Genomic DNA, 12,183 nt, shown 5'->3' with positions numbered 1-12,183 from the left:
TATCACGACAAACAACGGTGTAATCACCACAATGACCACTGTATTCGACGGCACGGCCGGCAACGACACCCTCAACGGCAGCGCTGCCGATGACACCCTGAACAGCCTGGGCGGCAACGACCAGCTGTTCGGCTTCGCCGGCAACGACATCCTCCACGGCGGCGCCGGCAACGATTTTCTCAATGGGGGCCTGGGCGACGACAGCTATCTGTTCGGCCGCGGCGACGGGCGCGACATCGTGTACATGACCGATGTCCGCCCGATGAGCGAAGTTAACACCCTGCGCCTGAAGGAAGGCGTGCTGCCGTCCGAACTTGCCTTCGACATGACGGGTACCTCCCTGCTGATCAACATCGTCGGCGGCAGCGACCAGTTCCGGGCCGACGGCTTCTTCTACGGAAGCAATACCACCAACAGCGCCAATCCCCTGCAACAGATTGTCTTCGCCGACGGCACCACCTGGAACCTGGCCGAGATCCAGGCCCGCCTGTATGCCGGCACCGACGGCGCCGATGTGCGCGGCGGCACCTACCTGGGCGATGCGATCGGCGGCTTGGGCGGCAATGACGTGCTCGACGGCAGAGGCGGCGACGACACCATCGAGGGCGGAGCCGGCACCGATACCCTGATCGGCGGTCTCGGCAACGACCAGTTGTTCGGTGGCGCAGGCAACGACAGCTTGTCGGGCAACGACGGCAACGACAAGCTCGACGGCGGCATAGACGACGATCGCCTCGATGGCGCGCAAGGCGCCGACACGCTCGATGGCGGCGCAGGCAACGATATCGTTGAAGGCGGACTCGATAACGATCTGCTGCTGGGCAACGACGGCAATGACCGTCTGTATGGTAACAACGGCGACGACACGCTCGACGGCGGCGCCGGCAACGACACGCTCGACAGCGGTTTCGGCAAGGACGTGTACCTGTTCGGCAAGGGCGACGCCCAGGACACCATCTCGGGCGGCATGACCCTGGAAACGGGGCGCCTAGGCATACTCCAGTTCAAGCAGGGCGTCTTGCCGGGCGATGTCGTCGTTACCCCAGCCCCGGTCGGCTATGGCGGCGTGGTGTTCAAACTCAGGGATAGTGCGGACCAGGTGACGATCAACAGCTTCCTGAGCAATGACGACCCGGCCTCCCCATACAATCCGGTGCAGGAAGTCCGATTTGCCAACGGCACAAGCTGGAACCTGGCCGCCATTCAAGCAGCCTTGTACGCGGGAACCAAGGACGCCGACCACCTCATCGGCACGGTAAAAGGCGAACTGATCACTGGCCAGGCCGGCAACGACTGGATCGACGGCAAAGGCGGCGACGACACCATCGATGGTGGCTTGGGCAACGACGTCGTCCATGGCGGCCTCGGCAACGATACCTATCTGTTCGGCAGAGGCGACGGCCAGGATGATATCCGCACGGAGGAAGACGCGGCACCAGGCAAACTCAACATCTTGCAATTCAAGGCCGGCATCGTTCCTGGCGAAGTGATCCTGAGCCGCAATGCTAGCGACCTGATCATTACCTTGAAAGGCAGTACCGACAAAATTACGGTCACCTTCTTCCTGAACAAGGACGATATCGGGAATGCCTTCAATCCGCTGCAGCAAATCCGTTTCGATGACGGTACGGCGTGGGACGGCGCTACCATCCTGGCCAAACTGAACGGCCCAACCGAGGGCAACGACACCATCAGCGGCACCGGCGGTGCTGACCTGATCAATGGTCTGGGCGGCGCCGACAGGCTCGACGGCCTGGCTGGCAACGACACTCTCGACGGCGCGCACGGTGCCGATACGCTCAGCGGTGGCGATGGCGACGACCTCCTGGCCGGCGGTCTCGACGACGATACGCTCGACGGAGGCGACGGCGACGACCGCCTGGACGGCGGTCTCGGCAACGATCTGCTGCAGGGCGGGCTGGGCAACAACGAGTTCGATGGCGGCCAGGGCAACGATACCCTCAACGGCGGCTTTGGCGACGATGTGTATCTGTTCGGCAGAGGCGACGGCAGCGACAGCATCTGGCTGGAACGCGGCAGTACGCCGGTCCGCCCGGGTGCGCTGCAGTTCAAGCCGGGTGTGCTGCCGTCCGACCTGCTCCTGACTTCCTCAGTCTACAGCAGCTTGGTCATCAAAATCAGGGACACGGCCGATCAGGTGTCGATCCTGGACTTCCTGCTCCGGGACGATTCCAGCAACGCCTCCAATCCGGTGCGAGAGTTCAGGTTTGCCGATGGCACGCGTTGGAATCTGGCGGCCATCCAGGCTGCCATATACGCGGGCACGGCCGACGCAGACCGTCTCGATGGGACGGTCAAGGCAGACCTGATCACGGGACAGGGCGGCGACGACTGGATCAACGGCAAGGGCGGCGACGATACGCTCGATGGCGGCACGGGGAACGACGCCCTGCATGGCGGCGAAGGCAACGATACCTATCTGTTCGGCAGAGGCGACGGCCAGGATCAGATCGGCGTGCTCGGCCAGGATGCGCCAGGCGCGCTCAATGTACTGCAGTTGAAGGCGGGCATTGTTCCCGGCGACATTCTGCTGAGTCGCAGGATGGAAACGCTGGACGTGAGCATCAAGGGCACGACCGACAAGGTCATGGTGAAGATGTTCTTAGCTGACGACAACGTTAACAACCCGTACAACCCGCTGCAGCAAATCCGCTTCGCCGACGGCACCACGTGGGATGCGGCCGCCATTCTTGCCAAACTGAGCGCGGCGACCGAAGGCAACGACACCATCGGCGGTACCAGCGGCGATGACTTCCTCAGCGGCGCCGGCGGCGCCGACAGACTCGATGGCATGGCTGGCAACGACACCCTCGACGGGGGCAGCGGCAAGGACATCCTCAACGGCGGCAACGGCGGCGATACCTTCTTGTTCGGCAAGGGCGATGGCCAGGACCGGATCACCGTCACCGATGGCAGCGACGTTGATACCTTACAGTTCAAACCCGGCGTTCTGCCCGGCGATGTGCTGCTCGAAGCCTCGCCTTACAGCGGCCTGATCGCCAAGATCAAGGGGAGTACCGATCAGATTACCGTGGAATCGTTCATGCCCAGCAATGGCACCGCGACCGAACTCAGTCCGCTTCAGCTGATCCGTTTTGCCGACGGGACCAGCTGGAACATGGCCCAGATCGAGTCGCAGCTGTATGGCGGCAGCGCGGGCGCGGACCGGGTCTTCGGTACCGTCAATGCGAACGCCATGTTCGGCCTGGGCGGAGCGGATTTCCTGTCCGGGAACGCGGGCAACGATACCATCGAAGGCGGCCTGGGCAACGACACGCTCAGTGGCGGTGGCGGCAACGACATCTATGTGTATGGCAGCGGCGACGGCGCCGATAAGCTCATGCCTGCCTATAATGAGCTCGCCGGCAAGATCGATGCGCTGCAGTTCAAGGCCGGGATTGCGCCGGCCGACATTACACTGGCAACCTCCTTCAGCGCGCTGCTCATCAAGATCAAGGGCGGAACCGGCCAGATCCGTGTCGAAGAATACCTCAGCCAGGACAACCCGGCCAGCGGCACCAACCCCTTGCAGGAAATTCGTTTCGCCGATGGCACGGTATGGAACCTGTCGGCAATCCAAAACCTGCTGCTCGCCGGCACCAACGGTGCCGAGGAAATCAGCGGCACCTTCGCTGCCGATACCATTACCGGGCTTGCCGGGGCGGATAGCCTGAGCGGCAAACGCGGCGACGATACGCTCGACGGCGGCGCCGGCAACGATACGGTTAACGGCTGCGAAGGCAGCGACACCTATCTGTTCGGGCGCGGCGATGGTGCCGACGTGCTTGGTTCGCTCAATGACTGGGCCGCCGGCAAGATCGATACCTTGCAATTCAAGGCAGGCATTCTGCCCGGCGACATCAGCCTGACCAGCAGCAATGGGGTCTTGACGGTGAAGATCGCGGGCTCGTCGGACTCGCTCTCGGTGAACTCGTTCCTGTACGAAGACAACACCGAGAATGCGTATAACCCGCTGCAGCAGATCCGCTTTGCCGATGGCACCAGCTGGAACCTGGCGGCCATCGAAGCGACGCTGCTCGCAGGCAGCGCTGCCACCGGCCTGATCGACGCCACCCTGAAGGCCGACGTCATCAACGGCCTGGCCGGTAACGATATCATCGACGGCAAGGGTGGGGACGACACCATCCGCGGCGGCGCAGGCGACGACCAGATCACTGGCGGCGCCGGCAGCGATACCTATATGTTCGGCAGGGGCGATGGCCAGGATAGCTTGTTGAGAACCAAGCTTGGCGCAGAGGGAAAGTTGAACACGCTGCAATTTGACGCTGGCATCAGCGGCAGCGATCTGCAATTGAGCAAGTCAGGTACCACTTTGCTCATCAAGATCGTCGGCGGCAGCGATCAACTGACGGTCTCCAACTTCCTGTCCGAGACGGCAACGCCGAATCCCTACAATCCGCTGCAGCACATCGTCTTCGCCGATGGCGCCAGCTGGGATCTGGCAAGGATCAATGCCGAACTGGCGGCGGACAGTACATCGGTACCGGCCGGCGCGGCGTTCGGCAGCATGGCCGCGTCCGCGACGGATATTGGCTTGGTCGGCGTAGCCACGCCACCGCTGCTGTAAACAGGCAGAGACGAAAACTGGCCGGCGCCCTGCCGGTCAGTCGGTTACGTCGACCCGGCGCGGCAGTTGCAAAATCGCTTCCGCGTTGGACGATGAAAAACAGCGGTCGGCTGCCTCGACATGCGGCAGCCAGACATGCCGCAGATGCTCGCGCGCGCTCAGCACAATGGGCGTCTCGCGCGGCACGCACACGCTGAACACATGTTCGGTGTTGTGCGTCACGCCAGGCGCGTAGCGGTGGCGCCAGACCGGATAAATCTCATACACATTCGACAGCTGCCAATCGCACAGCGCGATGCGCTCGCCATCGGCCACGATCCCGGTTTCCTCGAACAGTTCGCGCGCGGCGGTAGCGGGCAGCGCTTCATCTGGCGCGTCGAGCGAACCGGTGACGGACTGCCAGAATCCCGGCTTGTCGGCGCGCTCGATGAGCAGCACCTCCAGCGCGGGCGTGTGGATGACGACGAGGACGGATTCCGGGATTTTTATGGGCATGAATCAGGTAGGAAAACCAAGGCCAGGATCGGGACCAAAAAAAAGCACGGCGAACCGTGCTTTTCAGTTTAAACGATCTTCGGTTCGGCGTTGCGCAAGCGGATGTGCAGTTCGCGCAGTTGCTTCTCGTCGACTTCGGACGGGGCGTTGGTCAGCAGGCACTGGGCGCGCTGGGTTTTCGGGAAGGCGATCACGTCGCGGATCGAATCGGAACCGGTCATCATCGTCACGATGCGGTCCAGGCCGAAAGCCAGGCCACCGTGCGGCGGCGCGCCGTATTGCAGCGCGTCGAGCAGGAAGCCGAATTTGAGCTGGGCTTCTTCGGCATCGATCTTCAGTGCGCGGAACACCTTGCTCTGCACTTCTTCACGGTGGATACGGATCGAACCGCCACCCAGTTCCCAGCCGTTCAAGACCATGTCGTAAGCTTTGGCGATACAGGCGCCAGGGTTGGTTTCGAGCATGTCTTCGTGGCCGTCTTTCGGCGCCGTGAACGGATGGTGGGTCGCGGTCCAGCGATCGGCTTCTTCGTCGTAGTCGAACATCGGGAAGTCGACCACCCACAATGGCTTCCAGACGTCGTCGAACAGGCCGGCTTTCTTGCCGAAGTCGGAGTGGCCGATTTTCACGCGCAGCGCGCCGATGGCGTCGTTGACGACTTTCTCTTTGTCCGCGCCAAAGAAGATCAGGTCGCCGTCTTCGGCGCCGGTCTGCTCGACGATGGCCGCCAGTACCTCAGGCGGCAGGAACTTGACGATCGGCGACTGCAGGCCCTCGGCACCATCGGCTTTCTTGTTGACCTTGATGTAGGCCAGGCCCTTGGCGCCATAAATGGCCACGAACTGGGTGTAGGCGTCGATTTCCGAACGCGCCATGTTGCCACCCTGTGGTACGCGCAAGGCCACCACGCGGCCGCCCTTCATGTTGGCTGCGCCGTTGAACACCTTGAACTCGACCGACTTCATGAGTTCGGTCAGGTCGGTAAATTCCATCTTCACGCGCATGTCCGGCTTGTCCGAACCGTACAGGCCCATCGCGGTGGCGAAGTCCATCACCGGGAACGGGTTCGGCAGGTCGATGTCGAGCGTGTTCTTGAAGACGATGCGGATCATGTCTTCGAACAGGTCGCGGATTTCCTGTTCGGTCAGGAACGAGGTTTCGCAGTCGATCTGGGTGAATTCAGGCTGGCGGTCGGCGCGCAGGTCTTCGTCGCGGAAGCACTTGGTGATCTGGTAGTAGCGGTCGAAGTTGGCGACCATCAGCAGCTGCTTGAACAGCTGCGGCGACTGCGGCAGCGCGAAGAAGCTGCCGGCGTTGACGCGCGACGGCACCAGGTAGTCGCGCGCGCCTTCCGGGGTCGACTTGGTCAGCATCGGCGTTTCGATGTCGATGAAGCCGAGGTTGTCGAGATACTTGCGCACTTCCATCGTCACCTTGTAGCGCAGGCGCAGGTTGTTCTGCATCTGCGGACGGCGCAGGTCGAGCACGCGGTGGGTCAGGCGGGTGGTTTCCGACAGGTTGTCGTCGTCCAGCTGGAACGGCACCGGCACCGAGGCGTTGAGCACTTCGACCGCGCTGGCGACGATCTCGATCTTGCCCGACTTGAGGTTGCTGTTGGCCGTGTTGCCGATCCGGGCGGTGACCACACCGGTCACGCGCAGGCAGTATTCGTTACGCACCGCTTCGGCGACCTTGAACATCTCCGCCTGCTCCGGATTGCAGACTACCTGCACCAGGCCTTCGCGGTCGCGCAGGTCGATGAAAATCAGTTGCCCGTGGTCGCGGCGGCGGTGAACCCAGCCGCACAGGCTGACGGTTTGGCCCAGCAGTTCTTCAGTGACAAGGCCGCAGTAGTTTGTACGCATGGAGGACATAGTGTTTTCAGTCTAGGTTGGTTATTCAAGGGGCGCGGCAACAACCGCACTCTTACTCTTTGGTTGGCAAATGCTCGGGGGCGACGACGCCCATCGAGACGATGTATTTGAGGGCCGCGTCGACCGTCATGTCGAGTTCGACCACCTTGCTGCGTTCCATCATCAGGAAAAAGCCGGAAGTCGGGTTGGGCGTGGTCGGCACGTACACGCTGACGAAGTCGCCCACCAGGTGGTTCTTGACGTCGCCGCCCGGCACCCCGGTCAGAAAACCGATGGTCCAGCTGTCGGCATGCGGATACGGCAGCAGCACGGCCTTGCGAAAGGCGTTGCCGGACGATGAAAACAGGGTGTCCGAGACTTGCTTGACGCTGCCGTAGAGCGAGCTGACCACGGGAATGCGGTGCAGCAGGCGTTCCCACAGGCGCACCAGGTAGTTGCCGACCAGGTTATTGGCCAGCAAGCCGGTCAGGAACACGATGGCGATCGTCAGGATCGTGCCCAGGCCCGGAATCTCGCGCCCGAACAAAGTGTGCGGCTGCCAGCGCTCGGGCACCAGCAGCAGCGACTGGTCCATCGTGCTGATGACCAGGTTCAGGACCCACAAGGTGATCGCCAGCGGGACCAGGACCAGTAATCCGGTAATGAAATATTTACGCATTCGGCTCTCGGTGATTGGCGGGACGCGCGCGGCGTCCCTTGGCTCAGGTCGTGCCGCTGCCGGGGGTGGCCGCCGGCTTGGCTGGAGCCGCCGCCGCGGACGACTCGGCCGCGGGAGTGGCGGGCGCGGCCGACGCGGGTGTGCCGCCCTCGGCCGGGCCGCTGGCGGTTCCGGTCGACGGCGCGGCGCCGCCGCGGAAATCGGTGGCATACCAGCCGGTTCCCTTGAGCTGGAAGCCGGCGGCGGTTAATTGCTTCTTGAAAGAAGGCTTGCCGCAGGACAGACAGACCGTCAACACCGGGTCGGAGATCTTCTGCAATACATCCTTGGCAAAACCGCATTCATCGCAGCGGTAGGCGTAAATCGGCATTGAATACTCCGCAAAAATCGTCAAAACCCTGAATTATAAGCTTTTTTCAAGATCGCAAGCATAAATGCCCAGCCACGGGGATGGTAAGATGCGTGCCTGCTGCGCGGCATGCGCCGGGCTAACTTGAAAAAGGAAATTGAACGATGTTGATTAAGTCTCGTGTTCTGCTCATCGGCGCTGCCTCGGCGCTGGCTCTGGCCGCCTGCGGTCCAAAAGATGCCACCAAGGCAGGGACCACTCCCGCGACGCCGGCGGCATCGACCGCCGCGCCTGCGGCCGGCGTTGCCGCCACCGTCAACGGCACCGCGATTTCGACCGCCACGGTCGAGATGATGGTCAAGGAACGCACCGCCCAGGGCCAGCCGGACACCCCGGAACTGCGCAAGGCCATTATCGACAACCTGGCCATGCAGACCCTGGTGGCCAACGAAGGCATCAAGAAGGGCCTGGACAAGAGCGAGGACGTGACGCGCCAGCTGGAACTGATCAAGCAGTCGATGACGGCCAACGCCTTCATCCAGGACTGGATGAAAGCCAATCCGGTCACCGACGCCATGGTCAAGGCCGACTACGACAAGATGGTCACCTCGGCCGGCGGCACCGAATACAAGGCGCGCCATATCCTGGTCAAGGAAGAGGCTGACGCAAAAGCCATCATCGCCAAGCTGAAAAAAGATGCCAAGGCCTTCGCCGGCCTGGCCAAGGACAAGTCGATGGATCCGGGCTCGAAAGTCAACGGCGGCGACCTGGGCTGGTTCAATCCGGCCAGCATGGTGCCCGAGTTCGGCGCGGCCGTGGCCAAGCTGGAAAAAGGCAAGTTCACCGAGGAGCCGGTCAAGTCGCAGTTCGGCTACCACGTGATCATGCTGGAAGATTCGCGCCCGATCGCACCGCCGCCGTTCGAGCAGGTCAAGGACCAGATCAAGCAGCAGCAACAGCGCAGCAACATGAAAAACTACCTCGACAAGCTCAAGGCCGACGCCAAGATCGAGATCAAGGCCGATCCGTCCGCGCCTGTCATGAGCGGTAGCGCCCCGTCGGCGGCGCCAGCGGCTCCGGCCGTTCCAACCGCGCCGCCGCAGGCACCGGCGGCACCGGCGGCCCACGACGGCCACGATCACGGAGCAGCGCCTGCGGCAGAACCGGCAGCGGCCACCCCGGCGGCATCGAAGTAATCGCGCCAGGACGGGATGCGCGCCGCGCGCGTGCATCCCCGCCGTTCCCTTTCAGGGGGAACGGCTCAGCTGCGTTGCCACACCTTCCAGCGCTCCTTGCCGGCGAACACGGCAATCGAATCCTCCACGGCAGCATCTTCCACGCAGATAAATGACGGCGTCAGCAGCGCATCGAGCGCGCCCTCGCTGATCCCGAACGGCGGCCCCTTGGCCGCATCGTCAAAAAAGAAAAATCCCGCCAGCAAGGCGCCCGGCGCCAGCAGCTCGGCCCAGCGCGCGGCCACCCGCGGCCACATGGCGCGCGGCAGGGCGCACAGGAAAGCGCGCTCGTAAATCAATTCCAGCGGATGTTGCGGGGCATACGTGAAAAAATCGGCCTCGCGCACGCGCCCGCTCCACGGCCCCAGCGCCGCTTTGGCCGTGGCCACCGCGCCCGGCGCAAAGTCGATCGCGGTGGCGTCCCAGCCGGCCTCGCACAGGTAGGCCAGTTCGTAAGCGGCGCCGCAGCCGGGAATCAGGGTGCGCAGCGGGCGCGCGCAGTGCTCCACAAAAGTGCGCAGCGCGGCCGGCACCCCGCCCCGGTCCCAGGGCGTGAAGCCGCGCGCGAAGCGTTCGTCCCAGAAGGCGGGCGATTGCGGATCGCGGCTGGCGAAGTCATTCATGATCAGAACAGATGGGTCCAGCGCCCGTACACCAGCGCCACCGTGGCGCCGGCCACGATCAGGGCGGCGCCGCCCAGCGCCAGCGAGAGCAGGCGGTTGGTGCGCTGCTGTTCGAGCACCAGCAGTTTGAGCAGGTCCTGGTTGACGGTGGACGGCTCGGCGGCTTGCTGCAGCGCGCGGTGAACCAGGCGCGGCAGTTGCGGCAGGATGTGGGTGTAGCGCGGCGCCTCGGCTTTCAGGCGCTCGACCATGCCGCGCACCCCGACCTGCTCGCCCATCCAGCGCTCCAGATAGGGCTTGGCGGTTTTCCAGAGGTCGAGGTCGGGATCGAGCTGGCGCCCCAGGCCTTCGATATTGAGCAGGGTCTTTTGCAGCAGCACCAGTTGCGGCTGGACTTCGACGTTGAAGCGGCGCGAGGTCTGAAACAGGCGCAGCAGGATCTGGCCGAAAGAAATATCCTTGAGCGGGCGGTCGAAGATCGGTTCGCAGCAGGCGCGCACGGCCGATTCGAGCTCGTCGACGCGGGTTTCGCGCGGCGCCCAGCCCGATTCGATGTGGGCTTCGGCCACGCGCTTGTAGTCGCGCCGGAAGAAGGCCAGGAAGTTTTGCGACAGGTAATCCTTGTCGAAGTCGTTCAGGGTGCCGACGATGCCGAAGTCGAGCGCGATGTAGCGCCCGAAGGTTTGCGGCGCCACCGAGACCAGAATATTCCCCGGGTGCATGTCCGCGTGGAAAAAGCCGTCGCGGAACACCTGGGTGAAGAAAATCTCGACGCCGTCGCTCGACAGTTTTTTCAGGTCCACGCCCTCGGCCGCCAGGCGGTCGATCTGCGAGACCGGAATGCCGTGCATGCGTTCCATCACGATCACGCTGCTGGCGCAGTAATCCCAGTACATCTCGGGCACCATCAGCAGGTTCGAGCCGGCGAAGTTGCGGCGCAGCTGGCTGGCGTTGGCGGCCTCGCGCATCAGGTCGAGTTCGTCGTGCAGGTATTTGTCGAACTCGGCGACCACCTCGCGCGGTTTCAGGCGCTTGCTGTCGGCCCAGATGCGCCCGATCCACTCGGCGGCGATGTGCATCAGCGCCACGTCTTCATCGATCGACTTTTTCATGCCGGGGCGCAGCACCTTGACGGCGACTTCCTTGCCGTCTTTTAAGGTGGCGAAGTGGACCTGGGCGATCGAGGCGGACGCCACCGGGGTGCGGTCGAAACTGGCGAACAGTTCGTCCGGGTGGGCGCGCAAGGAGCGCGTGATCTGGGCGATCGCCAGGTCGGAGCTGAACGGCGGCACCCGGTCTTGCAGGTGGGTCAGCTCGTCGGCGATGTCGAACGGCATCAGGTCGCGCCGGGTCGAGAGCACCTGGCCGAACTTCACAAAAATCGGCCCCAGTTCTTCCAGCGCCATGCGCAGGCGCACGCCGCGCGGGGCGGAAATATCGCGCCAGAAGATCACATTGTCGATCAGCTTGGCCGTGCGCGGCACTTTCAAGCCCGAGATGGCGATTTCGTCGAGGCCATACTTGACCGCGACCCGGAGAATTTTCAGCAGGCGCAGGAATTTCAATACCATTAGCTATCCAATTTCTGTTGCCCGGAAGCATTGATGGCATCCGGTGCGGCGCCAGCGGGCGCCAGCTTTTGTTCGAGCCGCGCGAGGCGCTTGGCGGTGCGTTCGACATCGTCGCGCAGGCGGTTCACCTCTGCGCCGAAGGCCTCGACGGCGCTCGGCCGCACCAGCAGCGGCTGCTCTTCGAGAAAGTACTCGGCCAGGTTCTCGGTCACCTTGCCGTGCAAGGCGCGCGCGCCGTCGAACACGCTGCGGGCGCCGCCGGCGAGGCGGTTGGCGGCGATCGGGCCGAGCAGGCGTTCGAGGTCGTGCTCGGCTTCCCAGCGCAAGCCCTTGCTCAGCTGCGAAATCGTGTTGGCGAATTCGGCGTCGCCCTCGATCTTGACGTAAGAAAAGGCACGCTCGCGGTTCTGCGCGATCAGCGGCAGGTCGGCCAGCTTGATGCGGATGGTGACGTTGGCGCCCTCTTCCGTCCCGGCTGGAGCGGCCTCGACCATGCCGTCGCGCGTGACCAGCAGGCGCAGCGCAATGCCGCTGGCGTCGATGCAGGCGAGCTTGCCGCTGTGCGGCGCCAGCGCATCCCTGGCCCACGCTTCCTGCGCCAGCAAGTGATTGATTGCGGCGATGGCGGGCGCCATCAGCGCGGAGTGGGGAGACAAGGAGTTCGGTTGTGACATGTGGGCACGCTTAAAAAACAAAACCGCCGGGGAACAAGGCGGTTTTGATCTTACCAGTTCGGCGGGCACTTTTCCGGCGGCACTGTTACTTTGAG

At 63.4% G+C, this 12,183-nt stretch carries 9 protein-coding genes; 2 read left to right on the top strand and 7 right to left on the bottom strand.

Annotated features, from left to right (window positions below):
• The first annotated feature begins 31 nt into the window (after nt 1–31).
• Nucleotides 32–4,609, top strand: coding sequence for a calcium-binding protein (locus F2P45_RS04715; protein WP_166870989.1), 4,578 nt, complete (start codon nt 32–34; stop codon nt 4,607–4,609).
• Nucleotides 4,610–4,645: 36 nt separating this feature from the next.
• Here F2P45_RS04715 and nudB read toward each other — a convergent pair whose 3' ends face one another.
• The 4 genes from nudB to F2P45_RS04695 all read right to left on the bottom strand — a co-directional run bounded on the left by nudB (nt 4,646) and on the right by F2P45_RS04695 (nt 8,006).
• Nucleotides 4,646–5,104 (bottom strand): dihydroneopterin triphosphate diphosphatase, encoded by a 459-nt coding sequence (gene nudB, locus F2P45_RS04710; RefSeq protein WP_166870987.1) that lies wholly within the window; start codon nt 5,102–5,104, stop codon nt 4,646–4,648.
• Between the two features lie 68 nt (nt 5,105–5,172).
• On the bottom strand, nt 5,173–6,978 hold the full coding sequence (gene aspS / locus F2P45_RS04705; RefSeq protein WP_166870985.1) for an aspartate--tRNA ligase: 1,806 nt from the start codon (nt 6,976–6,978) through the stop codon (nt 5,173–5,175).
• A gap of 52 nt (nt 6,979–7,030) precedes the next feature.
• Complete coding sequence (locus F2P45_RS04700) at nt 7,031–7,636, bottom strand: DUF502 domain-containing protein (protein WP_166870984.1); 606 nt, start codon at nt 7,634–7,636, stop codon at nt 7,031–7,033.
• A 43-nt stretch (nt 7,637–7,679) separates the two neighbouring features.
• Nucleotides 7,680–8,006, bottom strand: a complete 327-nt coding sequence (locus F2P45_RS04695) for an FmdB family zinc ribbon protein (RefSeq protein WP_166870981.1) — start codon at nt 8,004–8,006, stop codon at nt 7,680–7,682.
• A 143-nt stretch (nt 8,007–8,149) separates the two neighbouring features.
• On the opposite strand from F2P45_RS04695, the gene F2P45_RS04690 reads away from it, so the two are divergent.
• Entirely contained in the window at nt 8,150–9,181 is a 1,032-nt protein-coding gene (locus tag F2P45_RS04690) for a peptidylprolyl isomerase (RefSeq protein WP_166870979.1), read from the top strand.
• A 65-nt stretch (nt 9,182–9,246) separates the two neighbouring features.
• Here F2P45_RS04690 and F2P45_RS04685 read toward each other — a convergent pair whose 3' ends face one another.
• Genes F2P45_RS04685 through F2P45_RS04675 form a run of 3 tightly spaced genes read right to left on the bottom strand, consistent with a single transcriptional unit; the run spans nt 9,247 to nt 12,049 of the window.
• Nucleotides 9,247–9,843: a methyltransferase domain-containing protein gene (locus F2P45_RS04685; protein ID WP_166870977.1), complete on the bottom strand. Its 597-nt coding sequence runs from the start codon at nt 9,841–9,843 to the stop codon at nt 9,247–9,249.
• 2 nt (nt 9,844–9,845) lie between these two features.
• Nucleotides 9,846–11,414 (bottom strand): ubiquinone biosynthesis regulatory protein kinase UbiB, encoded by a 1,569-nt coding sequence (gene ubiB, locus F2P45_RS04680; protein WP_166870976.1) that lies wholly within the window; start codon nt 11,412–11,414, stop codon nt 9,846–9,848.
• On the bottom strand, nt 11,414–12,049 hold the full coding sequence (locus F2P45_RS04675) for a ubiquinone biosynthesis accessory factor UbiJ (RefSeq protein ID WP_166871167.1): 636 nt from the start codon (nt 12,047–12,049) through the stop codon (nt 11,414–11,416). The genes ubiB and F2P45_RS04675 overlap by 1 nt, the downstream gene beginning before the upstream one ends.
• Between the last annotated feature and the right edge of the window lie 134 nt (nt 12,050–12,183).

This window comes from Massilia mucilaginosa (genome assembly GCF_011682145.1).
Classification (GTDB): domain Bacteria; phylum Pseudomonadota; class Gammaproteobacteria; order Burkholderiales; family Burkholderiaceae_D; genus Telluria_A; species Telluria_A mucilaginosa.
This window is presented reverse-complemented; position numbering and strand designations above follow the sequence as displayed.